Source organism: Flavobacterium sp. U410, from assembly GCF_053570605.1.
Window position 1 is genome coordinate 1 of the sequence record NZ_JBSEFI010000013.1, and the last position, 25893, is coordinate 25893.

The 25893-nt window shown below is 33.2% G+C and carries 24 protein-coding genes; 12 read left to right on the plus strand and 12 right to left on the minus strand.

The annotated features are described in order from the left end of the window. From ACUSJC_RS09655 to ACUSJC_RS09665, 3 genes are all read left to right on the plus strand, one after another. A partial coding sequence (locus ACUSJC_RS09655) for a T9SS type B sorting domain-containing protein (protein WP_449269370.1) occupies positions 1-208 on the plus strand: 208 nt, incomplete at its 5' end. A gap of 6 nt (positions 209-214) precedes the next feature. Further along, positions 215-1216 (plus strand): PorP/SprF family type IX secretion system membrane protein, encoded by a 1002-nt coding sequence (locus tag ACUSJC_RS09660; RefSeq protein WP_449269371.1) that lies wholly within the window; start codon positions 215-217, stop codon positions 1214-1216. Between the two features lie 61 nt (positions 1217-1277). After that, positions 1278-1799, plus strand: coding sequence for a gamma carbonic anhydrase family protein (locus tag ACUSJC_RS09665; RefSeq protein WP_449269372.1), 522 nt, complete (start codon positions 1278-1280; stop codon positions 1797-1799). Between the two features lie 117 nt (positions 1800-1916). On the opposite strand, the gene murI is transcribed toward ACUSJC_RS09665, so the two are convergent. The 8 genes from murI to ACUSJC_RS09705 all read right to left on the minus strand — a co-directional run bounded on the left by murI (position 1917) and on the right by ACUSJC_RS09705 (position 10184). Then, positions 1917-2696, minus strand: coding sequence for a glutamate racemase (gene murI / locus ACUSJC_RS09670; RefSeq protein ID WP_449269470.1), 780 nt, complete (start codon positions 2694-2696; stop codon positions 1917-1919). Between the two features lie 77 nt (positions 2697-2773). Next, complete coding sequence (locus ACUSJC_RS09675) at positions 2774-3277, minus strand: OmpH family outer membrane protein (RefSeq protein WP_449269373.1); 504 nt, start codon at positions 3275-3277, stop codon at positions 2774-2776. Positions 3278-3303: 26 nt separating this feature from the next. Next, positions 3304-4332 (minus strand): OmpH family outer membrane protein, encoded by a 1029-nt coding sequence (locus ACUSJC_RS09680; protein ID WP_449269374.1) that lies wholly within the window; start codon positions 4330-4332, stop codon positions 3304-3306. Between the two features lie 98 nt (positions 4333-4430). Continuing rightward, positions 4431-7151 carry an outer membrane protein assembly factor BamA gene (gene bamA, locus ACUSJC_RS09685; RefSeq protein ID WP_449269375.1) on the minus strand — a complete coding sequence of 907 codons (2721 nt, stop codon included), beginning with the start codon at positions 7149-7151 and terminating at the stop codon, positions 4431-4433. Further along, positions 7084-7824 (minus strand): isoprenyl transferase, encoded by a 741-nt coding sequence (locus tag ACUSJC_RS09690; RefSeq protein WP_449269376.1) that lies wholly within the window; start codon positions 7822-7824, stop codon positions 7084-7086. The genes bamA and ACUSJC_RS09690 overlap by 68 nt, the downstream gene beginning before the upstream one ends. Position 7825: 1 nt before the next feature. Further along, entirely contained in the window at positions 7826-8509 is a 684-nt protein-coding gene (gene porG, locus ACUSJC_RS09695) for a type IX secretion system protein PorG (RefSeq protein ID WP_449269377.1), read from the minus strand. A 105-nt stretch (positions 8510-8614) separates the two neighbouring features. Further along, positions 8615-9493: an NAD kinase gene (locus tag ACUSJC_RS09700; protein ID WP_449269378.1), complete on the minus strand. Its 879-nt coding sequence runs from the start codon at positions 9491-9493 to the stop codon at positions 8615-8617. Positions 9494-9524: 31 nt separating this feature from the next. Next, complete coding sequence (locus tag ACUSJC_RS09705; RefSeq protein WP_449269379.1) at positions 9525-10184, minus strand: CBS domain-containing protein; 660 nt, start codon at positions 10182-10184, stop codon at positions 9525-9527. Positions 10185-10274: 90 nt separating this feature from the next. On the opposite strand from ACUSJC_RS09705, the gene ACUSJC_RS09710 reads away from it, so the two are divergent. The 8 genes from ACUSJC_RS09710 (at position 10275) to clpX (ending at position 18765) form a co-directional block, all read left to right on the plus strand. Then, entirely contained in the window at positions 10275-10988 is a 714-nt protein-coding gene (locus ACUSJC_RS09710; RefSeq protein ID WP_449269380.1) for a pyridoxine 5'-phosphate synthase, read from the plus strand. Between the two features lie 94 nt (positions 10989-11082). Further along, positions 11083-11847 (plus strand): alpha/beta fold hydrolase, encoded by a 765-nt coding sequence (locus ACUSJC_RS09715; protein WP_449269381.1) that lies wholly within the window; start codon positions 11083-11085, stop codon positions 11845-11847. Positions 11848-11962: 115 nt separating this feature from the next. Beyond that, complete coding sequence (locus tag ACUSJC_RS09720; RefSeq protein WP_449269382.1) at positions 11963-13210, plus strand: OmpP1/FadL family transporter; 1248 nt, start codon at positions 11963-11965, stop codon at positions 13208-13210. A gap of 21 nt (positions 13211-13231) precedes the next feature. Then, entirely contained in the window at positions 13232-14806 is a 1575-nt protein-coding gene (locus ACUSJC_RS09725; protein ID WP_449269383.1) for a G-D-S-L family lipolytic protein, read from the plus strand. Between the two features lie 97 nt (positions 14807-14903). Further along, positions 14904-15248 (plus strand): phage holin family protein, encoded by a 345-nt coding sequence (locus ACUSJC_RS09730; RefSeq protein WP_449269384.1) that lies wholly within the window; start codon positions 14904-14906, stop codon positions 15246-15248. Positions 15249-15348: 100 nt separating this feature from the next. After that, positions 15349-16674: a trigger factor gene (gene tig, locus ACUSJC_RS09735; RefSeq protein WP_449269385.1), complete on the plus strand. Its 1326-nt coding sequence runs from the start codon at positions 15349-15351 to the stop codon at positions 16672-16674. An 89-nt stretch (positions 16675-16763) separates the two neighbouring features. Beyond that, a complete protein-coding gene (gene clpP / locus ACUSJC_RS09740) occupies positions 16764-17438 on the plus strand; it encodes an ATP-dependent Clp endopeptidase proteolytic subunit ClpP (RefSeq protein ID WP_449269386.1) in 675 nt (224 codons plus the stop codon). Positions 17439-17532: 94 nt separating this feature from the next. Further along, positions 17533-18765, plus strand: a complete 1233-nt coding sequence (clpX, locus tag ACUSJC_RS09745) for an ATP-dependent Clp protease ATP-binding subunit ClpX (protein WP_449269387.1) — start codon at positions 17533-17535, stop codon at positions 18763-18765. 45 nt (positions 18766-18810) lie between these two features. Here the strand turns inward: clpX and ACUSJC_RS09750 are convergent, their stop codons facing one another. The 3 genes from ACUSJC_RS09750 to ACUSJC_RS09760 all read right to left on the minus strand — a co-directional run bounded on the left by ACUSJC_RS09750 (position 18811) and on the right by ACUSJC_RS09760 (position 22259). Then, positions 18811-20379, minus strand: a complete 1569-nt coding sequence (locus tag ACUSJC_RS09750) for an OmpA family protein (RefSeq protein ID WP_449269388.1) — start codon at positions 20377-20379, stop codon at positions 18811-18813. 177 nt (positions 20380-20556) lie between these two features. Beyond that, positions 20557-20730 carry a hypothetical protein gene (locus ACUSJC_RS09755; protein ID WP_449269389.1) on the minus strand — a complete coding sequence of 58 codons (174 nt, stop codon included), beginning with the start codon at positions 20728-20730 and terminating at the stop codon, positions 20557-20559. Positions 20731-20732: 2 nt separating this feature from the next. Continuing rightward, the gene (locus tag ACUSJC_RS09760; RefSeq protein ID WP_449269390.1) at positions 20733-22259 is read right to left on the minus strand and encodes a GH3 auxin-responsive promoter family protein; all 1527 of its coding nucleotides are present in this window, start codon (positions 22257-22259) and stop codon (positions 20733-20735) included. 101 nt (positions 22260-22360) lie between these two features. Here ACUSJC_RS09760 and ACUSJC_RS09765 point away from each other — a divergent pair, with 101 nt between their 5' ends. Beyond that, on the plus strand, positions 22361-23152 hold the full coding sequence (locus ACUSJC_RS09765; protein WP_449269391.1) for a DUF2797 domain-containing protein: 792 nt from the start codon (positions 22361-22363) through the stop codon (positions 23150-23152). Between the two features lie 45 nt (positions 23153-23197). On the opposite strand, the gene ACUSJC_RS09770 is transcribed toward ACUSJC_RS09765, so the two are convergent. Further along, on the minus strand, positions 23198-25831 hold the full coding sequence (locus ACUSJC_RS09770) for an AsmA family protein (RefSeq protein ID WP_449269392.1): 2634 nt from the start codon (positions 25829-25831) through the stop codon (positions 23198-23200). Positions 25832-25893 lie beyond the last annotated feature (62 nt).

A 25893-nucleotide genomic window follows, 5' to 3' on the forward strand; every position in this document is an offset into this window, starting at 1 on the left:
TGTTGGATTAAATGGCACAAATAATGTAAAAATTTATATCTTTGACCGTTATGGTAAAGTGATTAAGCAAATCAGTCCCAGTGGTGAAGGATGGAATGGAACTTTTAATGGGCGCCAATTACCATCGTCCGATTATTGGTTTACTATAGAATATGTTGAAAATCAGATATTAAAAGAGTTTAGAGCACATTTTTCATTAAAACGATAACCTAAAATGAATTTTAAGAATAGTTATTTAATTTTATTTTTGACCTTATTAGCACAAGTTTCTTTTTCGCAAGAAGGTATTGCAGTTTATTCTGATTATTTATCTGATAATTATTATCTGATTCACCCATCAATGGCGGGAGCCTCTAGTTGTGGTAAGATTAGATTAACCGGACGTCAACAATGGTTTGGTCAGCAAGATGCACCGGCTCTTCAAACATTGAGTTTTAATACAGCTTTAGATGAAGATGGTAAATCAGGTATTGGGATGATAGCTTTTAACGATAAGAATGGTTATCATTCGCAAAGAGGAGCTAAGTTAACGTATGCTCACCATATTCGTTTTTCCAGAAATACAGTTGATTTAAACCAATTATCTTTTGGTTTAAGTGGAGCCTTTATTCAAAGCCAACTAGACGAGACAGAATTTCAAGGTTTTGACCCTTTTGTTTATGGAGGAGTTTATCAAAAAGATTCGTATTTCAATGTTGATTTAGGAGCTTCTTATCATTATATGGACTTCTTTACGCATTTTACAATAAAGAATTTCTTAGCAAATAGAAGAGAAATCTATACTGAAGGTTATGAGTCTGACAATTTAAGAAAATATTTGTGGAGCTTAGGAGCTGTTTTTGGAGATAGTGATCGTTTAATGTTTGAACCTTCTTTCATGTTTCAATATACAGACGAAACGGCAGAAAAAGCACTTGATTTAAATATGAAAGTGTATAAGAATATGGATTTTGGTAGAGTATGGGGAGGTCTTTCTTATAGAAGAAGCTTTGATAAAACAGAATATTCAAATGGAAATGCCGTTGATACTCAAAGTTTACAATGGCTTACTCCTATTGTTGGTATCAACTATAAACAATTTATGTTTGCTTATACCTATTCTCATATCATGGGAGATGTTAAATTTGATAATGGAGGATTCCATCAAATTACACTAGGGATTGATATTTTCTGTAAGCCTGAAGCTTGGGATTGTAACTGTCCTGCTGTTAATTAAAAGAAACTATTAAAATAATAATTGTCCCGAAATAATTCGGGACTTTTTTAATTATAAAGAAATGCTAATTAAAGAAGTAAACGGAAAATATCCTCAAATACCAAAAGATTGCTATGTTGCAGAAAATGCCACTATTGTTGGGGATGTTATTTTTGGAGAAAATTGTAGTGTTTGGTTTAACGCAGTAGTTAGAGGAGATGTGAACTCAATAACTATCGGTAATAAAGTAAATATCCAAGATGGAGCAGTTATTCATTGTACCTATCAAAAGCATCCGACAGTTATAGGAAATAATGTTTCTATTGGTCACAATGCCATAGTACACGGTTGTGAAATTAAAGATAATGTTCTTATTGGAATGGGAGCTATTGTTATGGATAATTGCGTTATTCACAGTAATTCTATAGTTGCTGCAGGATCTGTTATTACTCAAAATACAGTCGTAGAATCGGGAACTATTTATGCAGGTGTTCCGGCTAAGAAAGTAAAAGATATCAATGCCAGTGACTTTGCAGGTGAAATTGAGCGCATTTCAAACAATTATGTGATGTATTCTTCTTGGTTTAAAGTAGAAGAAGAATAAGGAACGAATCTTTTGGGCTCTTAGGGAGTCCGTTTTCCTGCTTTTCTAAGTAGTCACTTCGTGAGCTACTTTATGCAATCAGGGTTAAGGGTGTAGACGATGAGAGCTTTTGGAAGCTTAAAAATCTAGATAAAAAACTCTTTCCTGTTTATTTAGAATGTTTTCCAGTACTTCGGTATCACTGTTCGTATAAAACACTTTTGAACCTAACGATTCGGAAGTATTCAATAATTTTTTTTGTTCTAATATATTTTTAGTTTGCTTAGCAACAGCTTCTCCTGAATCAATGATCTTTACATGCTCAGGAAGTATTCTTTTTAACTGAGGAATCAGATATGGGTAATGACTACATCCTAATACTAAGTAGTCGATGTTTTGGGCTATCATGGGCTGTAAATAAGTCTCCAGGAGTTCATTCATTTCGGCAGAATCTAAATCTCCGTTTTCAATCAGTTGAACTAAGCCATGACCTATTTGTTCAATAATGTGAACGTCCTTGTAGTTTTTTACCTTTTCATGGAACAGATCACTATTGATAGTGCCTTTTGTTGCTAATACGCCTATTGTATGCGTTTTAGATTGTAGAGCTGCTGGTTTTATTGCTGGTTCAATTCCTATAAACGGAATAGAAAATTGTGCCCTTAGTTCCGTTATGGCGTTTGTTGTTGCAGTATTGCAGGCCACTACGATCATTTTACAGTTTTGTTCTAACAGAAACTCTACATTTTTTACACTTAAGGCTATGATTTCTTCTTTTGATCGTTGTCCATAAGGCGCGTTTTTGCTGTCAGCAAGATAAATACTGTTTTCATGAGGTAATAAATTGTTAACTTCTTTCCAAATAGAAGTACCGCCTATACCTGAATCAAAAAAGCCGATGGGTTGAGAGTTAGAAATCATATAGACAAAAATAAAAAAAAACTGCTCGAAAAATTAATTTTGAGCAGTTTCTTAAATAAGATATTTTAAAGAAATTAGAAGCCTAATTCTTTTTTAACGTCAGCTAATAAATCAGTTCCGTCAGCAACCAAAACACCACTTCCTGTCGTTGAATCTAAAACGTATTGGAATCCTTTAGCTTTAGCAACTTTTTGGATTGCAGCTTGAGCTTTTTCTAAGATTGGTTTGTATAAATCCAATTCTTTTTGTTGTAAGTCTTTACCGGCAGTTTGTTGGAACTGTTGGATACGAGAACCCATATCTTGCATTTCTTTCGAACGCGTTTCGTTTAAAGCTTCACCAGCAGTTGGAGCTTCTTGTTCGTATTTTTGCAATTTAGTTTGGTACTCTTGTACCATAGTTTTGTAGTCTTTGTCGTATTGAGCTTGAATTTTTTCTAATTGAGTTTTAGCAGCTTTCATTTCAGGCATGTTTTCCATTAAAGCTTGTACATTAATGTGAGCTACTTTTGACTGAGCAGATACTTGTGCACCTACAAATAATACAAATGCAATAATTAAAGTCTTAATTTGTTTCATGTTTATATTCTTAAGTTTAAATTTAATTAATTTCCGTTTGAGTTTTCCTCCGAATTGTTTTCTTGTTTTTCTTCTTCTTTTGCTTTTTTGGCAGCTTCTCTTGCCTCTATAGCTTTTTGTCTTTTCTCTTCAATAATTTTTTTACGCTCTTCCAGCTTTCTCTGTCTTTCTTCTTGTATCTGCTTTTGCTTCTCTTCAGCAGCAGTCTGGACTTCTTTTTTGTTTTCCTCAGAAGAAGTTTCTTCTATTTTATTTTTTCCTTCTTCATTAACTTCTTTTTCAATTTCTGTGCCAGTTTTTTTGTTTTCTTTTTCTTCTTCTAATTTTTTTCTTTTATCAGCAGCAGCTTGTTTGCGTTCTTCAATTAGTTTTTCACGAGCAATCTTTCTTTCTTCTAACATCTTTTCTCTAGCTGCTTTCTTCTCATCCAAAGCTTTTTGTCTGGCTGCAAGATCAGGATTTTCATCTAGGAAATCTTCTTCAGCTTCTTTTTTCTCTTGCGCTTCTAATTGCTTCTTAGTTAATTCTTCTCTTTTTTCTGCTCTTAAAATAGTTCTGATTACTAAATCACTAATGTCATTTTGTTGTTTAGCAAATAAAATACTAAGATCTGAAGATTTGTCAAAAACCATATCAAATTTTTTCTTTTCAGCAATATCTTGTATCGCATTAAAAACCTGATCTTGTATAGGCTTTATAATGGTTGATTTTTGTACAATTAAATCACCTTGGGCGCCAAATTTCTTTTCTTGAAATGCAAGTAGCTCGCTTTCTAAAAAAGAGATTTCCTCTTCTCTTTCTTCTATAAGTTCTTTGGTTAAGAGAGGCTTTTCTACTTTTAGAGCGTCTTTTAACTTGTTAATTTCATTTTTTTTAACTTCAATTTCTTGTTTCCATTTCTGAGCTTTTAGCTCTAGTTGGTTGTTAGCTTCAGCATAAGATGGAATTTTTTCAAGAATATATTCCATGTCAATATAGCCTATTTTTGAACCTCTTGTTTGTGATGAAGCTAAAAATGATGTTAAAATAAAAAGAGTAAAAAATATTTTTTTCATAGTGTCCTTTCATTTAATCTTTAAAAGTACATAAAAAATGGCTCTAAAGATATGTTTTTTTGGTGTTCTTTAAAAATTAAATTAAAAACGTTAAACTATTAAAATTGTTGTCCTATGATAAAATGAGTTTGCCATCCACTCTTCGTTGTTGATCCCGGAACAGCATCAAATCCATGAGCAAAGTCAATTCCTAATAAACCAAAAGCAGGCATGAATACACGTAAACCGAATCCTGCTGAACGTTGAACAACAAAAGGATTGTAAGTACTGAAATCTGCAAATGCGGAACCTGCTTCTAAGAACGTTAATCCATAAATTGAAGCTGCACCACTTAATGTAATCGGATAGCGTAATTCTAAAGAGAATTTGTTATATACAGTTGCTCCGATTTGAGAACCACTACTGTTTAAAGGAGATAAAGAGTTGTTAGGATATCCTCTTAACTGTATATTCTCTCTACCATCTAATGAATAATTGGCCATACCGTCTCCACCTAAATAAAAACGCTCAAAAGGTACTAACCCACGGTCTTGGTTATAAGCTCCCATGAATCCGAATTCTGCTAAGGTTCTTAATACTAACTTGTCGTAGATAGTAGTATATAAGTCAGCTTTTGCTTTAATCTTATAATATTCTAACCATTTAAAACGCTCTTGATCCACTTTTCCTTGATCTGTTGTGGCATCTTGATAATTACTAACAATATTATTATCTGAATCAATATATGATCCGGTTGGTACTAAATTTCCATTAGAGTCAATATAGGCACTACTTTCATTTGTTTGTTTGTAAGCGGCCTTGCTCCCTAATTCTCCATATTTTACGCCGTTAAATAGAGAATACGGAGGAGTAAATTTACCACTAATGGTAAATTCAGATCCATAAGTCGGATAAACAGGGTTGAATCCTTTACTGTTTCTTGAAAGAGCTACTGTATAAGTTAAGTTTCTTGAAGAACCGTCCCCGAATGTAAACAAACCGGTATAATAATTAGATAGGCTGTAATATTGGAAAGCAACACTTTGAGATAATACAAAGTAGTCATCAGGAACTTTCAATCTTTTTGCTAAACCAACAGAAATAGAGCTAATACTAAAACTTTGGCTTTTATCCACATTATAAGTAGAATAATTATATAAGAATTGTTTACTGTGCGATAAAGAGATAGAGAAGTTTACTGGTTTTTTACCTCCTAGCCAAGGTTCAGAAAACGACATGCTATACGTTCTGAAATAAGAACTTCCTTGCAAACGTAAAGCTAATTTTTGTCCGTCTCCCATCGGTAGTGGTTTATAAGCTTTCTTGTTGAAAATATTGCGCATAGAGAAGTTATTGAAGGATAAACCAAGTGTTCCGATAAAACTTCCACTACCATAACCACCTTGAAGTTCCACCTGACTTGATCCTTTTTCAGCTACACTATATTCAATATCAACGGTACCTGCTTGCGGGTCTACATTCTTAAATTCAGGTTTAATAGCTTCAGCGTCAAAAAACCCTAACTGACCAACTTCTCTAATTGATCTGATCAACAAGTCTTTGCTATATTTTTCACCTGGTTTTGTTCTTAACTCGCGATAAATAACATGATCGTTTGTTTTGTCGTTACCAACAACGGTTATTTTGTTGAAATAAGCTATTGGTCCCTCTGTTACTCTGATTTCAAAATCGATAGTGTCGTTGTATGTTTTTACTTCAACAGCATTGATACTAGAAAATAAGTAGCCACTATTTTGATAAAGATTGGTGATGTCTTCTCCATCTGGTTTTGATGGATCAGCAATTCTTTTTTGTAAAAGTACACCATTATAAACGTCTCCTTTTTTAATACCTAAAAGACGGTTTAGTTGATTTTCGGTGTAGACTGTGTTACCGATGTAGCGTATATTACCGAAATAATATTTTTTCCCTTCTTCAAGGTTTACTTTAATAGCAATCATGTCTTTCTTCTTGTCATAGATAACAGAATCAGATACAACACGTGCATCACGGAAACCACTTTCTTTATATTTGTCGATTACAGAAACTAAGTCTTCCTTATACTTTTCTTTGATGTACTTAGAGCGTTTAAAGATACGGATAGGATTCTTTTGTTTAGTGTTCTTAAAAGCACGTCTTAATTTCGTATCTGAAATTTCGCTGTTTCCAGTAAAATCTATTGATTTTACTTTCACTTTATCTCCTTTGTCCACATTAACAACAAGTTTTACTTCGGTTCCTGTAGAGTCTGTCGGGATAGAGTTAATATGAACTTTACTATTGTAGTAACCGTCTTTCTTATATTTATTTTCGATGTAGTTTTTGGTAGTAGTTAATAAGTTTTCGTTAACTACTTTTCCTTTTTTTAAATCAGTATCTTTAATAAGTTCTTCGGCCTTTCCTTTTTTTACACCTTGGATTTTAGCATCAACAAGTTTAGGAAGTTCATTTAAATGAAGATCTAAATAAATGCTGTCTCCTTCTACTTTATTAATGTAAAAAGCAACATCATTGAAAAGTCCTAGTTTCCATAATTTCTTAATAGCAGTACTTATGTCTTCTCCAGGAACCATTATTTTTTGCCCTTTTTCCAATCCGGTAAAGGTCACAACTGTTTGTTCACTATATTGAACTTTTCCACTAACTTCAACATTAGCTAAAATATATTCTTTTCCGCTTTCCAGTTTCGTTTCTTGAGCTATAATAGCATTAAGATTTCCTAAAATAATAAAGGCAAATAGTAGTTGTATCCTCTTCTTAAACATTTTAGTATTATGAAATTTGTTCACTTGTTTTTCCAAATCTTCTCTCTCGTTTTTGATAGCTAATAATGGCTTCATATAAATGTTCTTCTGTAAAGTCCGGCCATAGCACATCCGTGAAATAAAATTCTGCGTATGCTATTTGCCATAATAAAAAATTACTGATTCTATGTTCGCCACTTGTTCTTATCACTAAGTCAACATCTGGCAGATTGTGCGTGTAAAGATGCTGATTAATAATTGTTTCGTCAATAGCCTCTGATGAAATTATATTATTTTTAACTTTATCGCTAATTTTTTTAACAGCTTGTATCAGTTCTTCTCTTGAACCATAGCTTAATGCTAAAGTTAAAGTAAGTCTTGAATTATCAGCAGTTTTAGCAATTACTTCTTCTAATTCTTGTTGTACTTTTTTAGGTAAATTTGTTAAATTTCCTATAGCATTTAACCTAATGTTGTTTTTTGTTAAAGTTTTTAATTCTTTTTTTAGAGAAGAAATTAAAAGTTTCATTAAGGTGTCGATCTCTAATTTAGGCCTGTTCCAGTTTTCAGTAGAAAAAGCATATAAAGTAAGGTTCTCTATGCCTAATTTAGCACAGGTTTCAACTACGGTTCTGACTGATTTTGTTCCGCTTTTATGACCTAAAGAACGTAATAAGCCTCTTTGTTTAGCCCAACGACCGTTTCCATCCATAATGATGGCTAGATGTTTAGGTAATTTGTCGGGATCTATTTGTTTCTCTAAACTCATATTATTCTGCGCAAAAACATGGATTTTGACCAAAGGTATAGGTAAGTGTAAAACCGGTAAAAACATACCAGTCTTTACTGTTTAAATTGCCAAAACGCAAGGTCTCAAAATTATCATTTTTAGGATTGCTTCCGTCTAAATTATCGGTAAAAGTATAGCGTGCACCTATTTCAAACCCTAGTATAAGATTCTCTGTAAGCCTTCCTTTTAATCCAACAATCATAGGTAACGCAAAAGTGCTGCTTCTATAGTCAATATCACTTTCATTGCCTGAAATATATAGTTCATTATAAATGAAATAGTTAATTCCGGTTGAAACATACGGTGTTAGTAAGAATCCTGGTTCGTGTAAATCAAAATCAAGGAAGTTGAATTCTAAACCTGCAGAAAATTCCATTATGTTGTTTTCAAAGCTAAAACCTCTTAATTCTCTACTGGGAACATCACTGTCTAAATCATTAGATTTTAATTTTCCGATATTAAAACCAAAGCGATAAGCATGTCTTGGACTTCTGTTCCATTTATATAAAATACCAAAAGCAGGCTTGTTGGGTGAAATGTAGTCTGTAGGACCAATATCACCTATATAATTAATGCCTCCGACAAATAAACCTAATTCATTGATTTGTGCTTGTGAGAGGTTAAGACCTAATACTAATAATATGTATAAAAATAAACGCTTCATTTTTTTAATAGTTTGCAAATATAACAATATAGATTTCTTTACCATTATGTAATGGAAATTTTATTTTAAACGTAAAAAAATCAAAATGTTATATAAGTAAGGTAGTTAATTTCTTCTGTCTTCGCCCCAAAGTAGTTTTTTGCGAATAGCTTTTAAGAAACCTTCGTCAGGAAATTCTACTAATTGGATAGCGAAACCTGATTTTTTTACTGTGAGAACAGTTTGGTTGTCAACTGAAGTAACACGGGAATCTAAAGAAATTAAGTATTCATTCTCGCGTCCCGAAATTTTCAAAGTAATTTCAGTGTCATCAGGAATAACTAAAGGTCTGGCGTTTAAATTATGAGGAGCAATGGGTGTAATTACTAAACTTTTAACTTTAGGAGTTAAAATAGGTCCACCACAACTTAGTGAATATCCTGTAGATCCTGTAGGAGTAGAGACAATTAAACCGTCAGCCCAATACGATGTTAAATATTCGCCATTTAAATAAGTAGCAATTGTAATCATCGAAGTGGTGTCTTTTCTGGAAATAGTTACTTCGTTTAAGGCAAAATTTAAATCACTTACATCAGGATTAGAAGGTTCGCTGCTTAAATTTAATAAAGTTCTTTGCGAAATGGTATATTTCCCTTGGATAAGACGTTCTAGGAACAATTGAATTTCATTCATTTGAACGGTTGCCAAAAATCCTAAACGACCAGCATTGATCCCTACAATCGGAATATTTTTGTTTCGGATATAAGTAACTGCTCTTAATATAGTTCCGTCTCCTCCAATGCTGATTAAAAAATCAGTAGTCTCTTCTAATTCTTCATGTGAAGAAAAAGTCTTATAACCGTCTGGAAGTAGGTCTAAAACATTCTCTGAAAACTTTTTCTCTATAAAAATTTCAACATTATGGCGCTTGAAAAAATTAACAACCTGAGTTACAATTTCATTAGTGTTAGATTGGTAATATTGACCGTAAATTGCTATTTTCATGTGGGGTTTACAGTGAATTAAAAATTATAACTTATATATTAAGGTATTTGTCTAAATAGTCTGATCGTTCTTTTAGGTTTTTCAAATACGAATCTTCTTGGTGTTCTGAAATAATCTCGTATTCATACCGACGGAATGTTTGTATGATTTCGTTTAATCCTGTTTGACTGATTTTTACCGTTACTTCAACAAAGTGACCATCTGATTTCGAGATAAAAATACCTAACAGTTTACCGTTATTACTTTCTACAATCTGGGCAATTTGACTTAAAGAAATAGCGTTCAGTTCTTTTTTTACGACTAAAATTCCGCCGTTTTCTTTTAAAAACGGGGTTTCATGTAAAAAACGAATCACATCTTCTAATTCGTAGTAGCCAATGTATTTATTAGCTTCGTCTAAAACAGGAACTATGTTTGTTTCATTTTTAGCAAAAACTTCCAAAACATCTAACCAGTTCATGGTAGAACGAACAAAAAAGCGATCAAAATCAAAACGTTTGTCTGAAATTAACTCTTCTGCACGACCTAATTCAGCATTTTCACGGCTTATAGCACCTACATAAACACCTTCTTCAAGAATAGGGAAATGAGAGTAAGGCAATTCATAAAAAAGTTCATCGGCTTCACTAAGAGGCATTGTGCTTTCTAGGGGTTGGACGTCGTTATTGATGTATTCTAAAAGTGGGTTCATGTACAAGTAACCTAAATTTATCGCAAATTAATCAAAAAAGAGCATTTAAGCGGTGCATACTTCGTATTTTTGTAAAAATAAAACAAAATCATGACAAAACTATCTGTAAATATCAATAAAATAGCCACTTTAAGAAACTCAAGAGGTGGTGATGTGCCTAATTTACTAAAGGTTGCTAAAGATGTGCAGAAATTTGGTGCTGAAGGTGTAACTGTTCATCCGCGTCCGGATGAAAGGCATATTCGTTACCAAGATGCACGTGATCTAAAAAGTGTAGTATATACCGAATATAATATTGAAGGAAATCCGGTGTCCAAGTTTATCGATTTAGTTCTCGAAATTAAACCTACGCAAGTAACTTTGGTTCCTGATGCTGATGATGCTATAACGTCAAATGCTGGTTGGGATACCATTAAACATAAAGATTTTTTGATTGAGGTAATTGACGAATTCAAACGCAACAATATCCGAACGTCAATTTTTGTAGATCCGATAGAAGCTATGGTAGAAGGAGCGAAAGCTACCGGAACCGATCGTATTGAATTGTATACCGAAAGTTTTGCACACGAATACGATTTAGGGAATTTAAAAGGAATAGAGCCTTATGTGCAGGCTGCTGTTAAAGCAAATGAGTTGGGTTTAGGAATCAATGCAGGGCACGATTTAAGTCTGGATAATATTAAATTCTTCAAAGAAAATATTCCCGGTTTGTTAGAAGTGTCCATTGGTCATGCCTTAATTTCCGAATCGCTCTATTTAGGTTTGGAAAATGTGGTTAATATGTATTTACAACGATTAAAATAATTAGGGCGTGTCCCCGCTTTTAGTGGCGGGGTCGCGTGTTTTGCGCTACATGGTAGCTTGCTTCACCCGCTCACGCAAAAAATAAAACTCAAAAATGCTATATTCAAAAATAGAAGGAACAGGAAAATCATTTGTTATTCTTCATGGTTTTTTAGGAATGTCAGATAATTGGAAATCATTGGGATTGCAATTTTCAGAATTAGGATATCAAGTACACTTACTTGATATGCGAAATCACGGAAGAAGTTTTCATTCCGAAGAGTTCAGTTACGAAGTAATGGCGCAAGATGTCTTAGAATATTGTAAATTTAATCAGTTACAAGATATTGTTCTTTTGGGACATTCTATGGGTGGGAAAATCGCTATGCAATTGGCTTGTGAATATCCTGATTTAGTTCAAAAACTGATAGTAGCTGATATTGGTCCCAAGTATTATCCGCCACACCATCAACAAATTTTAGCCGCATTAAATGCCGTGAATTTCGATTTAAAACCATCTCGTCAAGAAGTAGATGATATTATTTCAAGATATATTTCTGACTTTGGAACCAAACAATTTTTACTAAAAAGTTTATATTGGAAAGAACCGGGGCAATTAGCTTTTCGTTTTAATTTAGAAGTTTTTAATAAAAAGATTGAAAATATAGGACAGCCTCTTCCTGAAGATTTGCATTATGATAAACCGTGTTTGTTCATTCGAGGTTCGGTGTCTAATTATATTTTAAATGGAGACGTTCAAGCTATAGAGAGACAGTTTCCGTTGATGGAATTGAAAACGATTGAAGGGGCAGGTCATTGGCTTCATGCTGAAAATCCTAAATTATTCTACAACTTTGTTTTTGAGTATTTGAAAAAATAAAGATAAAAATATTATGTATGCATAATATTTTTGATGAAAAAATTGCATATTCCATATTTTGTTATAATTTTGAATTATAGAAATTTTAATTCAAAAAATAAAACAAATCGGAAATATGAGAAAATTACTTTCTTTAGCGCTTTTAGCACTAGCTGGCACCTCTGCTTTTGCAGGAGGGTATAGAGTGGCAATGCAAGGGCAAAAGCAGTTGGCCATGGGGCACACAGGGGTTGCTGTGGTGAATAGTGCAGAGGTTGCGTTTTTCAATCCTGCTGGGATGGCTTATTTGGAGAACAGATTTAATTTGTCTGTTGGAGGGAATGCATTAGTGGCCAAGACAAAATTCCAGAATTCTATGTACAATTGGACGGCATCTACTACTAATGTAGGAACGCCACTTGAGTTATATGCAACATATAGAATAAACGATTGGTTAACGGCTGGTTTAGCAGTATATACTCCTTATGGTAGTGCTGTAGAATGGGATCAAGGCTGGGAAGGTTCTCACTTAGTGAATAATATTGATTTACAAGCTTTTTTTATTCAACCATCGGTTTCTATTAGAGTAGGAGAGCATTTTAGCGTAGGTGGTGGACCAATTTATGCAATTGGAGGAGTAAAATTTAATAAAAATCTACAATACTCAGGTCAAGTACTTCAAGATGCTAATGTGACTATAGAAGATAAAGGAATTACAGCATGGGGGTATAGTGTCGGATTTATGTTTAACCCAACAGATAAAATGCGTCTAGGGATGAACTATCGTTCAGAGATAATGATGGAAGCTCGTAGTGGAGATGCTAATTTTTATGATGTTCCGGTTTATGCTCAAGCACTTTTACCGGGCTCAACAACTTTTGATGCTGATCTTCCGTTACCAGCTGAGTTAACAGTGGGATTATCTTATGAAATTACAGACAAATGGTTGGTAGCATTTGATTATAATTATACCTTATGGGATTCTTATAGAGCGTTAGATGTAAAGTTTGCAAACGGGTTAGAGTCTAACAATCCGAGAAACTATAAAAACGCTAGTACATTTAGAATCGGTACACAATACCAAGCAAACGATAAATTTACATTCAGAGCAGGATGGTATCATGATGAGAGTCCGGTACAGGATGGCTATTTTGCTCCGGAAACACCAAGAAATGATTCTATGGGATTCACAGGAGGTTTAACATATCAATTGAATCAAAAATTTGGAGTTGATTTCTCATTCTTATACTTACATTTTGATGAAATTGATAATTCTTATGATTATTCAACTGATCCAATTTCTGGTCAACCAAACCCTTCTTTCGGAGGGACTTATAAATCAGTGGTTTTTTCACCGGGTGTTGGTGTAACTTATAGCTTCTAATCTTTTTTTAATCTAAAGAAAATGAAAAATAAATTTATATATTTTACTGTATTGGCTGCGATTTTTGCATCGTGTGAGCCTGAATTTGAGAATGATGTAGATGCTAACTACACAGCAGGAGAAGCCGATTTTACTACCTATGTAGCTGTGGGTAACTCACTGACTTCAGGGTATATGGATGGGACAGTATATCGTTCCGGACAAGAAAATTCTTTTCCTAATATGTTAGCTCAACAATTTGCTTTAGTAGGGGGAGGTGGTTTTACGCAACCTTATTATGGTGATGATGTTAATAATTTAGGAGGGTTAATGCTGGGAGGTGTTCAAATAGCAAGTACAAGATTAGTGATCGATGCTTCAGAGGGTAGACCGGAAAATTTAGCTGGTACACCATCAATTGAGGTTTCTGATATTCACGCAGGGCCTTATAATAATATGGGAGTTCCTGGTGCTAAATCATTTCATTTAGTGGCTCCGGGTTATGGAAATATAGCTGGAGTTTCTGTTGGAGCAGCAAATCCTTATTTTGCTAGGATGGCGAGTAGTTCAACAGCATCAGTTTTAGGAGATGCAATGGCAATGAATCCGACATTTTTTACCAACTGGATTGGTTCAAATGATGTTTTGTCGTATGCTACAAATGGAGGTGCTCAAGCCGATGGAATGACTCCTGCTTTAGATCGTAATACTGAGGGTGATCCAAATCCTTCTACTTATGGTAGTAATGATATTACCAATTCAGCTGTTTTTGCTAGTGTTTATTCTCAGATCATAACTACATTAACTTCAGGAGGAGCGAAAGGAGTTGTGGCAACAATACCAAGTGTAACATCAATACCTTATTTTACTACTGTTCCTTACAATCCTATAAGTGCAGAGTTGATCAATGCGAATCCTCAAGCTTCATTGCTAATCCAATTGTATCAGTTTTTAGCGGTAGCCACTAACGGAAGAATAATGCCTTTAAATACTACTGCGGGAACTACAAATCCAATCCTGATTTTTGATGCTGATTTAAGTGATTTAGGGGGGCAAATTACAGCTTATGCAAATGGATCTGGTAATCCATTATTAATAAATTACGCTACTCAATTAGGAGCTTTGTATGGAAGAGCTAGGCAAGCTACAGCGAATGATTTGGTTGTTTTACCTGCTTCATCAGTTATAGGGACTGTTAATGCTTCTTCAATAGCACCATTTGATGTTAATGGCGTGACTTATCCAATGGCAAATAAATGGGTGTTGACTGCTACAGAAAAAGCGAAAGTAGCTTCTGCAACGGATTCGTTTAATGCAACTATTGTATCTATTGCTGCGGCAAATGATTTAGCAGTTGCTGATATGAATGCTTTAATGCAACAATTAGTAAGCGGTTTGGTTATTGAAACTGGTCAAATTTATACGGCTAACTATTTTAGTGGTATTGAAACTGAAGGTCAAGTATTATTTTCTTTAGACGGTGTTCATCCAAACGCCAGAGGATATGCAGTAATTGCAAATTCAATTATCAATTTGATCAATCAGCATTATAACGCAAACTTGCCTTTAAAATATGTAAATGATTACCAAGGAACTCAAATTGTGGGTTCAAACTAAGTAAATAAATTTTGGGTTATATATTTTATTTAAGGAAAGACACCGAATTTTTTGGTGTCTTTTTTTATCTTTATAATGTAATATAAAAAAAGCAAAAATGAATCTTATAATTAAATTGATTATTACGACTATTTTGATAGTTGTTTTAGCGCATTTTTTACCGGGAATTCATGTGGATAGTATTCAAACGGCTTTAGTGGTAGCTGTAGTTTTAGGAGTGTTAAATGTTTTTGTAAAACCAATTTTAGTTCTTTTGACTATTCCTGCGACAGTTTTAACTCTGGGGTTATTTCTCTTGGTAATTAATGCAATTATCATCATGATGGCCGGGTATTTTGTTGGAGGGTTCTATGTGAATGGTTTTTTAAGCGCATTCTTTTTTAGTGTTATCCTTTCTGTTTTACAATCTCTTCTCAATAGAATATTTGTAGACGAAAACTAAAAATCAATAAATTGAAATTCAAATAATTAAAAACTTGTTTGGGTTGTAAAAATTATATAATTTTGCAACCCAAATTTTATGACATTAAATTAAGAATATAATGAACATTTCAAAAGCGCAAGTAGATGCATTAAATGCTGTTGTAACAGTAGCTATTTCAAAGGAAGATTACGCTGATAAAGTACAAAAAGTACTTGCAGATTATAGAAAGAACGCTAATATCCCAGGTTTTAGAAAAGGACAAGTTCCAATGAGTCTTATCGAAAAACAATACGGAAAAGCAATATTGGCTGATGAGGTTAACAAATTGTTGCAAACATCTTTGAATGATTATTTAGTAGAAGAGAAAATAGATATTTTAGGAAATCCACTTCCAAAAGTAACTGAAGATTTCAACTGGGATAATGACGATTTTACTTTTGAATTTGAATTAGGTCTTACACCTGAATTTACAGTTGATTTAGCAGCTAAATCTAATGTAACAAGATTCGAAATCGAAGCTGACGAAAAAATGTTAGACGAGCAAGTTGAGCGTATTCAAAAACAATACGGTAAATTAGTTCCTCAAGATAAAGTGGCTGAAGACAGTGCTATTCAAGGTACTTTTTCTAATGAAGAGAAAGGGATCAACAATCCGGCTAATATCACTTTAGATATTTTTAAAGATAAAAAAACGGCAAAACAATTTGTAGGTAAAAAAGTAGGAGATGTAGTTACATTGGCTACAAAAGGACTTTTTGATGATGATCACAAATTGATGGATTACTTAAAAGTTGGTCATCATGACGTTCACGGTTTAGATATCAATGTTGATTTTACAATTGAAGAAATCAACCAAATTGAAAAAGCGGAATTAAATCAAGAATTATTCGATAAATTATTTGGTGAAGGAAACGTTTCTTCAGTAGAAGAAGTAAAAGCTAAAATCAAAGAAGATGCTGAAGCACAATTTGCACAACAAGCAGATCAAAAATTCTTAAACGATGTAATCGAAAGTGTAATTGAGAATACAAAATTTGAATTACCGGCTGAATTCTTGAAAAAATGGATTCAAACTGCAGGTGAAAATCTATTAACAGCAGAACAAGCTGAAGAAGAATATAACAAATCTGAAAAAGGATTACGTTACCAATTGATTGAGAATAAAATCATTACAGATAACAACTTACAAATACAATTTGAAGATTTAAAAGCACATACTGCTGAGTTAATCAAAAAACAAATGGCTCAATTCGGTCAATTAAACCCTTCTGATGAAGAAGTTGAAGGAATTGTTGCTCGCGTACTTTCTAATCAAGAAGAAGTAAGACGTTTGTCTGAACAAGTAATGAGCGAAAAAATGTTAGACTTATTCAAAGAAAAAGTTGGAGCTACATCTAAAAAAGTAAACTACGATCAGTTTATTAAAGAGATGTACGGAGAATAATTTTTTCGTAAAAAATAATTATCTTTGAACGTCAGACTAAAATATTTAGTTTGACGTTTATTTTTTGTAAAACTTAAATACAATTCGCTATGAATTTTGGTAAAGAATTTCAAAAGTACGCTACAAAGCATCACAAGATAAATAGTTTGTACTACGATAAAATTATGAGTCGTGTTACGCCTCCGGTAGGAATGACGCCTTATATTATGGAAGAACGTCAATTAAACGTAACACAAATGGATGTGTTTTCACGTTTGATGATGGATCGTATTATCTTTTTAGGAACAGGTATCGATGATCAAATCGCAAATATTGTACAAGCTCAATTATTGTTTTTAGAAAGTTTAGATGCCTCTAAAGACATCCAAATTTATGTGAACTCTCCGGGTGGAGGTGTTTATGCCGGTTTAGGGATTTATGACACCATGCAGTTTATTAAACCGGATGTTGCTACAATTTGTACGGGTATGGCAGCTTCTATGGGAGCGGTCTTATTGTGTGCAGGAGCGGCAGGAAAAAGAAGTGCATTGCCACATTCTCGCGTAATGATTCATCAACCTTTAGGCGGAGCTCAAGGGCAAGCATCTGATATCGAAATTACAGCTCGTGAAATTTTGAAATTGAAAGACGAGTTATATGAAATCATTTCAAAACATTCAGGTCAATCAATGGAAAAAGTTCACCATGATAGTGATAGAGATTACTGGATGATTGCTAGTGAAGCAAAAGAGTATGGAATGATTGATGAAGTGTTAACTAGATAATTTTTAGGCAAATGGAGAAAGGTAAATGGTAAAGAAATAAAACCTATTGTTAACCAATCACCTTTTTTCGATTACCTTAACCTTATAAAGAAAGATGGCTAAAGAAGTATTAGAATGTTCGTTTTGTGGTAGAAAAAAGCCGGAAACCAATTTATTGATTGCAGGAATTAATGCTCATATCTGTGATCGTTGTATTGAGCAGGCACACGGTATTGTGCTGGAAGAATTAAAACAAAATGGCAAAAGTGAGTTACTTGCCGAGCTAGTTTTATTGAAGCCAAAAGAAATTAAAGCGTTTTTAGACGAATATATCATTGGTCAAGACCAAACTAAGAAAGTAATGAGTGTTGCGGTTTACAATCACTACAAACGTTTAATGCAAAAGCAATTAGATGATGAGGTGGAAATTGAAAAGAGTAACATTATTATGGTGGGTCAAACAGGGACAGGAAAAACATTAGTAGCGAAAACCATTGCTAAAATGTTGAATGTTCCGTTAGCTATTGTTGATGCTACGGTATTGACAGAAGCTGGATATGTGGGTGAAGACGTGGAAAGCATCTTAACGCGTTTATTACAAGCTGCCGATTATGATGTGGCTAAAGCCGAAAGAGGAATCGTTTTTATTGACGAAATTGATAAAATTGCCCGTAAGAGCGACAATCCGTCAATTACTAGAGACGTTTCCGGAGAAGGTGTTCAGCAAGCGATGTTGAAACTTTTAGAAGGAACTGTAGTAAATGTTCCTCCTAAAGGAGGAAGAAAACATCCGGATCAAAAATTTGTGGAGGTTAATACGCAAAATATTTTGTTTATTGCCGGTGGCGCTTTCGATGGAATTGAACGCATTATTTCAAAACGTTTAAACCGTCAGGCGGTAGGGTATGGTTCGTCAAAGAGTACAGAAGCTATCGACAAAGAAAACTTGTTGCAATATGTAGTCCCGAAAGATTTGAAAGATTTTGGGTTAATTCCGGAAATTATCGGTCGTTTACCGGTTTTAACACACATGGATCCGCTAGATGCTAAAACGTTAAGAGCAATTTTAACCGAACCTAAAAATGCCTTGGTAAAGCAATACAAAAAACTGTTCGAAATGGACGAAGTTGATTTTTCTATCGAAGAAGATGCTTTACAGTTTATTGTTGAAAAAGCTTTGGAGTATAAATTAGGGGCTAGAGGTTTACGTTCTTTATGCGAAGCTATCTTAACAGATGTTATGTTTGAATTGCCAAGTTCTTCAGAGAAAGAATTAGTAGTAACTAAGACTTTTGCCGAACACAGTTTGAATAAAAACTTATTACAGCGATTAAAAGCAGCATCTTAAAAAAGATATTTTAATAAAAAAGGGAAGCATTTGCTTCCCTTTTTCTTATCTCATGATTTTGAACTCAATTCTTCTGTTCGCTTGATCTTCTTCAGTAGTACATTCTGTACATTCGATCAATAGTTGCGATTTTCCATAACCTTTAAAGCTTAAACGTTCTTTATCGATGCCTCTTTGGGTTAAGTAATCATAAGCTGATTTTGCTCTCTTATTTGATAATAAAAGATTGTATTTTTCAGAACCTTTAGAATCGGTATGAGCGTTAATAACAATTTTCATTTCCGGATGTTCCTTCAAAACCGTTTCAACCTTGTTTAATGATAGTTTTGATTCAGTTTTTATATTAGCTTTGTTGAAATCGAAATAGATATTTTCAATGACAATAGCCTCTTCTGTAATGACGGGTTTTGACTGTGTTAAAGTAATTGGGTTTTTTAGGATGTTTTCAGAAGTGAAATGAGTATTATAATCCTCATAGCCTTCTTTTTCTACGCTAACATAATTATGAGAAATAGGGTTTAAGTCGACTGTGATATTTCCTTTTTCATCAGAAATGGTTTTACTCACTGTGTTTCCAAATTCATCTTTGATAACGACTTTGGCATTAGGTAAAGGAAGCTGTGATTCTTTTTCGAGGATTTGAAATGTTTTTTGTGATTTTTCAAGATCTTTAATTTCGAATCTTAAGATATCAAAATTTTCTGTTCCTGATTTGTCTGTAGAAATATATCCTTTTTTGTCACTAACCAATACAAAAGCTAAATCGTCTTTTCTGGAATTTAAAGTAGCTCCTAAATTTAAAGCTTCCAAATAATGTCCTTCAACAATAGACGATTTAAAAATATCATAACCGCCTAGGTTTAAGTGTCCTTTAGAAGAAAAATATAAATATTTATTATCAGGAGTTACATGCGGATATTTTTCGTCTTCTTTTGAATTTACTGTTGGACCTAAGTTTTTCATGGTTCCATAAGTTCCATTGCCTAAGATAGCAACTTCATAAATATCAAATCCGCCTAATCCTCCGGGTTTATTACTAGAAACATAAAGTTTTTTTCCATCTGGAGAAACACTTGGCGTTTCAATAGAATAATTTCCATTATCTAAGTCGATTTTTGTAATATCGGTCCAGTATTTTTTGTTGCCGTCTTCTGCAAGTCTCGCTTTGAATAATTCGAATTTACCTGTTTCAGGATTGGTTTCCTGAGTAAAATAAATGGTTTGTTGATCAGGAGTAAAAGCTAATGAACCTTCATTGTTTTTAGAATCTAAAGCAGAAGAAAAAAGCAATGGAAAAGATAAATTTCCTTCATCATCTACATTTACACAATATAAATTATTGTTGTAAGTATTTGTTTTTTCGTTTAAAGTAGTTTCGTAATGCCTTCTTTTTTTGTTAGAAAGAATAATATATTTATTCATGAAGAAAGAAGTTCCGATTTCAGAAAGCTCTGAATTAATTCCTGTATCATTTAATACATATCGGATTCCTTTTGTAGAGTTATTGAGTACATCAATAATTGAATCTAATCCTTCAACTCTTTGTGGCTCCTGAGCAAACATTTTTGTAAATGAGCAAATAGCAAAAAGAGAAAGAACACGTAGTTTTCTCATAATTTTGAACTTAATCGGTTAATTTGTAGTTAGTTTTGTTAAAAAGAAGAGCAAAAATAAAATTTAAAAGTTATTTTTATAACATAATACATTTTTTATGTTATAAAAATCGATTAAATACAAAAAAAAACGACCAATGTATTTAGGTCGTTCTTCTATTATAGCCCCAAAGACTATTTAACTATTCGTTTTCTGTGATTTATACGTTCGAATAAGGGGCTGATTATTAGTTTTATGCTCTTTTACTTCACATTTTCGATGAGGACCGCATCTGTATCTTCTAGGTCCGCAAGAAACCAAAGTTGCTCCAATAATCATAACCAAACTTGCAATTTTAATACTTTGTTTCATTTTTATTTCATTTGAAGGATTTGCATTTTCAATAACTCATCTAAATATATTCTGCTGTTTGAAAGTCTTGGGATTTTATGTTGTCCACCCAATTTGTCTTTTTCTTTTAGCCAATCGTAAAAAAGATGTGGTCGGGCTACATTCAACTTTAACGGATTTAACGTCATATTGTTGTATCGTTTGGCTTCATAATCAGAGTTTACTTTTTGTAAATTTTCATCTAATAACGAGGCAAAATGATCCATATTCATCGGATGCGATTTGAATTCAACTAACCATTCATGAGCTCCTTTTTCTTTATTTTGCATAAAAACAGGGGCTACTGTGTAATCAATGACCTCACAATTTAGTTCTTGGCATGTCTTAGCCAATGCTTTGTCGGTATTTTCGATCATTAATTCTTCCCCAAATACATTAATATGATGTTTGGTTCTTCCTGTTACTACAATTCGATAAGGATTCAAAGAAGTAAAACGAACGGTGTCTCCAATTAAATAGCGCCATAAACCTGAATTAGTTGTGATGACTAAAGCATAGTTTTTGTGCAATTCTACTTCGTGCAACGGAATGCTTTTTTCTTGTGGTGTGCCAAAGGTTTCCATAGGAATGAATTCATAGAAAATCCCGTAATCAAGCATTAAAAGCATCTCGTTCGAATTGTTTCGGTCTTGTAAAGCAAAGAACCCTTCAGAAGCATTGTATATTTCGTAGAAATTAAAATCCTTTTTAGGAAAAAGTTTTTGGTATTGTTCTCGGTAGGGTTCAAAACTTACACCGCCATGAAAATAAACTTCAGCATTAGGCCAAATGTCTAATAAATTTGAATTCTGTGTAGTTTCCAGCGTTTTGTTTAGCAACACCATCATCCAACTGGGAACACCGGCTAAACTCGTTACATTTTCACGAATGGTTTCGTTGATAATAGCCGGAAGTTTGGTTTCCCAATCGCCCATCAAAGAAACTTTATTGGATGGAGTAGAACTAAATTCAGCCCAAATAGGCATATTATCAATCAAAATAGCCGATAAGTCACCAAAAAAAGTATTATTGTCTTCATACAATTGTTTACTTCCTCCTAAGCGAAGACTTTTTCCGGTAAATAATTGTGAATCTTCGTTGTTGTTTAAGTATAAACACAATAAATCTTTACTCGCTTTATAGTGACAATTCTCCAGAGCCTCTGCACTAACGGGTATAAATTTGCTTTTTGCATTGGTCGTCCCGCTGGATTTTGCAAACCATTTTATGGGAGTAGGCCAAAAAACATTTTGTTCGCCTCTTCTTGTCTTCTCAATTAACGGTTCTAAATCTTCATAATTAGAAATAGGGATACGCTCTGAAAACGTTTCATAATTTGTAATGGATTCAAAATCATATCGTCTTCCTAAATGAGTATTTTCTGCCGTTTTCAATAAATTGAAAAGCAATTCTTCCTGTACTTCATGTGGATATTTTAAAAAAAGTTCCATTTGATGAACCCTTTTTTTTAGTAACCAAGAAGCAATAGAATTTATTATAGGTAACGGCATTTTTAAAAAGTATAATTATGAATTACAATTTATGAATTATAACTTTACCAAAAATAATATTTTTTTTAATTTTTTTTATTGTAATCGTAATCAAAATAACTATGACTTATCACGGCGTTCTCCAAAAAATGCAAACAGAATTTTTAGATCCTATTGATTATTATTTGGTTTTTAAAGATAGTTTTTTAAATATCAATCAGCTTTTAGGGAAAGAATTGGAAATCAAATTTCAAGGATACCAATGTTTGAGTTGCGGTCAACCCAAAAAGATTTTCAGACAAGGTTTTTGTTACGATTGTTTTATGAAAAACCCTGCTGCCGGCGATTGGATTATGAAACCGGAATTAAGTACGGCTCATTTAGATATTGAAGATAGAGATTTAGCATACGAAAAGAAGGTGCAATTACAACCTCATATTGTTTACTTGGCATTATCAAGTGAAGTAAAAGTAGGAGTAACCCGAAAAACGCAGATTCCTACTCGTTGGATAGATCAGGGAGCAATAGAAGCAGTACCTATTGTAGAAGTTCCCAATAGATATTTGGCAGGAATTACAGAGGTCGCCTTAAAAGATCATTTTACCGATAAAACCAGTTGGCAAAAAATGTTGAAAAATGATGTAATTCAAGCCGATTTAACTAAAGAAAGGATAAAAGTTCAGGATTGGTTACCTAAAGAAGTGTTGCCGTATTATACAGAAAATGCTAAAATATACGATCTGCACTATCCGGTTTTACAATACCCTAAAAAAGTGAGTAGTTTAAATTTAGAAAAAACACCTGATTTTAAAGGAACACTAACAGGAATAAAAGGGCAGTATCTTATTTTTGAAGACGGAACTGTTTTTAACGTCAGAACTTATGAAGGTTATATAGTAAAAATATCATTATAAAAAAAGCTGCTCATTGAGCAGCTTTTTTGTCATATATAAGTTAGTTTATTCTTTCTTTTTCTTGAATAGACTATTAATAGCACTAGAGGCTTTTTCTTTAACTGTATTTTTTACTTCTTCTTTTGTTGCCGCTTTTGTGGAATCAGAAGCCGTTAAACCAGTTGTTCCTGTTGTAGAAGAACTAGTTGTTTTATTGCCGCCTAATAAGTTACTTAAAGTACTGGTTCCTTGACCAACCAATTTTTCTTTTTGCATTTGAACTAATTGAGAAGCTAAATTAGTAGTAGCTGATTTTAAATCTGTTTTAACAGAAGGGCTTGTGAAACTTCCTGTAAGATTTGCTGTGATTGGAATATTTTGAATTTTTTGTTGATCAGCAGCCGAAAGTTTAGAAATTAAATTGTTTACTTCGGTACCTAAATATTTTGCCGGAACATCAAATTTAACGTTGTAATTCATCGATTGATCAAATCCATGCGTTCCGTCAATAGTCATATCAATGTCTTGATATTTTAAATTCATGGGTTTTAAAGCTACTTTTCCATCTTTGAAAGTTAAAGATGCTTTAAGGTCTTTTAAATTCAATTTGCTTACATCTAAAAAGCTTACATTTGAAGATAAAGAAGATAATAACTTAGAATTTTCAGTATTTACTGTTGGAGCCAATAATTGTCCAATTAAGTCACCGGAAATAGTTTTTAAATCCGGAGTCATGTCATCCGTTAAAGTACCCGAAAGATTAATGGTAGAATTCAATTTTCCATTAATAGTATTCGCTATTGGAGCAATGCTTTTTAACATTTCTACTTGAGTAAATGATTCCGCAATATTAACACCGTTTAAACCTAGATCCATGCTAAATTTTGGTTTACTTTCTTTAGTTGAAACCGTTCCCGTTAAACCGATATTTCCGCCGAAAACATCCATTTTTAAATTGCTTAATGTAATAGCTTCGTCTTTTATAGCCAAGTTACCGGAAACATTTTTAAGGTTTAGATTGTCATATACAACAGTATTTGCTTTAGCGGTTAAAGTACAATCTAAGAATGCCGGAATTTTTACCGCTTCAGTAGTTGTTTTTCCGGTTTCTTCATTAGTAGTTGTCGTTGGAGCCATAAAGTCAGAAACCAATAATTTATTAGAAGACAAACTAAAGTTGCCTTTTAACGTTTGGTTTTTGAATAAGAACCCGTAGAAATTATCTAAAGCACCACTTGCTTTTAAATCGCTTGAACCGGTTACCGCATCAAAATCGTTTAACTTGATTTGGTTCGGATTGAAACTTAATGAAGTATTATTGATTTTAAATGGTTTTGCTAATTCAGGGCCTTCATAATTAAAGCCGCTTAAGCTAACTGTTCCTGAATTTTGAATGTTCTGATACTGACTTGTTTCAACCGATTTCATGTCGAATTTAGTTTCAACATCTGCTTTTAAAATACCGGAAAGTGGCTGGTCTAATTTAACAGGATATGCTTTGGTAACATTACTTAAGTTAATTACTCCTTTTAATTGAGCGTCAACTAAAGCATTTTCAGTCAAGTTTTTCACATTTGCCTTAGCACTGAAAACATCTTGGTCAATAGCAAAAGACAATTCGTTTAAATCAACGTAAATATCTTTCATATCTCCGGTTTCGTTTACAATATGGGTATCGATTACAATGTTTTTAACCGATTTTGGTAAATCAGGATATTGGAATGAGGCATTTTTAGAAGCCATCTCAATATTGAATTTAGGAATGGTAGTTTCGGTTAATTTACCGTCAACTTTTCCGGAAACCTTAAATTCACCGGTTGTTTTAACTTTGTTAATGTCACCTGAATAAGCTTCAGGAACTAATCCTAAGAAGTTTTTAAAGTCAGAATCAGGAGTGCCAAAAGTAAGGTTGTAAATCTGACCATCATCAGCCATTTGTACAAAACCGTTAAAAGCTAAAGGCAATTGGTTGATTAATGCTTTGTTATCCTTGAATTCAAATTTCATTTGATCCAAATCAATTCCTAAAACCGCATCCAATGATAAAACTACATTTTTCATGTAATTAGTACCATCCATATCGAAAGAAAGTTTAGTAGCTGTTTTGGTATCTAAATCCAGTTTTTGTTCTGCAAAGTTTCCTTTTCCGCTGTGATTTAAACTGTCTAAAACCAATTTCATATTAGAGCCTTCATCAAGATAAGTCATTCTTAAGTTATTGATTTCATAGTTCTGAATGTTCAAGTTAAAAGGTTTGCTTTCTGAAGTATCTTCGGTTTTATCTTCTTCATCTGTTTTTAGAGCAATATCATAATTACCTACTCCTTCTTTGTTGATGATTAAGTTTACTACGGCATTAGTAGAAGAGAAGCTTTCTAAGCTCATCGGTTCATTTTTACCTTTGAAAAGCTCTTTAATACTCATTTTAAGATTCAATGCACCAGCATAAAAAAGAGTATCTCCTTTAAACGGAGCTTTATTGATAATGCTTAAATCAGAAATTTCAACACTTGCATTGGGGAAGTTTCGAAGCAGGCTTAAATCGACATCTGCAAATGCAACTTCAGCATCTACATTTTCATTAATAGATTTTAAAACCAATGCTTTTATTTTATCTTTGAAAATAAAAGGAGCAGCAGCCAAGGCAATAATGGAAACCAATAAGAATATTCCAATGCCTTTTAATACCTTTTTAAGCATAATGAGTTGGGTTTTTTAGTGTTAAAATGAATGATTTATACAAAAATAAAAGCATTTACCTT

Excerpts from the sequence above, each read along its gene's own strand:
- clpX (WP_449269387.1), top strand. The coding sequence starts at position 17,533 with ATGGCTAAAGAAGTATTAGAATGTTCGTTTTGTGGTAGAAAAAAGCCG.
- ACUSJC_RS09765 (WP_449269391.1), top strand. The coding sequence starts at position 22,361 with ATGACTTATCACGGCGTTCTCCAAAAAATGCAAACAGAATTTTTAGAT.
- clpP (WP_449269386.1), top strand. The coding sequence starts at position 16,764 with ATGAATTTTGGTAAAGAATTTCAAAAGTACGCTACAAAGCATCACAAG.
- ACUSJC_RS09705 (WP_449269379.1), bottom strand. The coding sequence starts at position 10,184 with ATGAACCCACTTTTAGAATACATCAATAACGACGTCCAACCCCTAGAA.
- ACUSJC_RS09720 (WP_449269382.1), top strand. The coding sequence starts at position 11,963 with ATGAGAAAATTACTTTCTTTAGCGCTTTTAGCACTAGCTGGCACCTCT.
- ACUSJC_RS09700 (WP_449269378.1), bottom strand. The coding sequence starts at position 9,493 with ATGAAAATAGCAATTTACGGTCAATATTACCAATCTAACACTAATGAA.
- ACUSJC_RS09665 (WP_449269372.1), top strand. The coding sequence starts at position 1,278 with ATGCTAATTAAAGAAGTAAACGGAAAATATCCTCAAATACCAAAAGAT.
- ACUSJC_RS09715 (WP_449269381.1), top strand. The coding sequence starts at position 11,083 with ATGCTATATTCAAAAATAGAAGGAACAGGAAAATCATTTGTTATTCTT.
- ACUSJC_RS09750 (WP_449269388.1), bottom strand. The coding sequence starts at position 20,379 with ATGAGAAAACTACGTGTTCTTTCTCTTTTTGCTATTTGCTCATTTACA.
- ACUSJC_RS09680 (WP_449269374.1), bottom strand. The coding sequence starts at position 4,332 with ATGAAAAAAATATTTTTTACTCTTTTTATTTTAACATCATTTTTAGCT.
- ACUSJC_RS09755 (WP_449269389.1), bottom strand. The coding sequence starts at position 20,730 with ATGAAACAAAGTATTAAAATTGCAAGTTTGGTTATGATTATTGGAGCA.
- porG (WP_449269377.1), bottom strand. The coding sequence starts at position 8,509 with ATGAAGCGTTTATTTTTATACATATTATTAGTATTAGGTCTTAACCTC.
- ACUSJC_RS09660 (WP_449269371.1), top strand. The coding sequence starts at position 215 with ATGAATTTTAAGAATAGTTATTTAATTTTATTTTTGACCTTATTAGCA.
- ACUSJC_RS09675 (WP_449269373.1), bottom strand. The coding sequence starts at position 3,277 with ATGAAACAAATTAAGACTTTAATTATTGCATTTGTATTATTTGTAGGT.
- ACUSJC_RS09770 (WP_449269392.1), bottom strand. The coding sequence starts at position 25,831 with ATGCTTAAAAAGGTATTAAAAGGCATTGGAATATTCTTATTGGTTTCC.
- ACUSJC_RS09690 (WP_449269376.1), bottom strand. The coding sequence starts at position 7,824 with ATGAGTTTAGAGAAACAAATAGATCCCGACAAATTACCTAAACATCTA.
- ACUSJC_RS09710 (WP_449269380.1), top strand. The coding sequence starts at position 10,275 with ATGACAAAACTATCTGTAAATATCAATAAAATAGCCACTTTAAGAAAC.
- tig (WP_449269385.1), top strand. The coding sequence starts at position 15,349 with ATGAACATTTCAAAAGCGCAAGTAGATGCATTAAATGCTGTTGTAACA.
- ACUSJC_RS09760 (WP_449269390.1), bottom strand. The coding sequence starts at position 22,259 with ATGCCGTTACCTATAATAAATTCTATTGCTTCTTGGTTACTAAAAAAA.
- bamA (WP_449269375.1), bottom strand. The coding sequence starts at position 7,151 with ATGAAGCCATTATTAGCTATCAAAAACGAGAGAGAAGATTTGGAAAAA.
- ACUSJC_RS09725 (WP_449269383.1), top strand. The coding sequence starts at position 13,232 with ATGAAAAATAAATTTATATATTTTACTGTATTGGCTGCGATTTTTGCA.
- ACUSJC_RS09730 (WP_449269384.1), top strand. The coding sequence starts at position 14,904 with ATGAATCTTATAATTAAATTGATTATTACGACTATTTTGATAGTTGTT.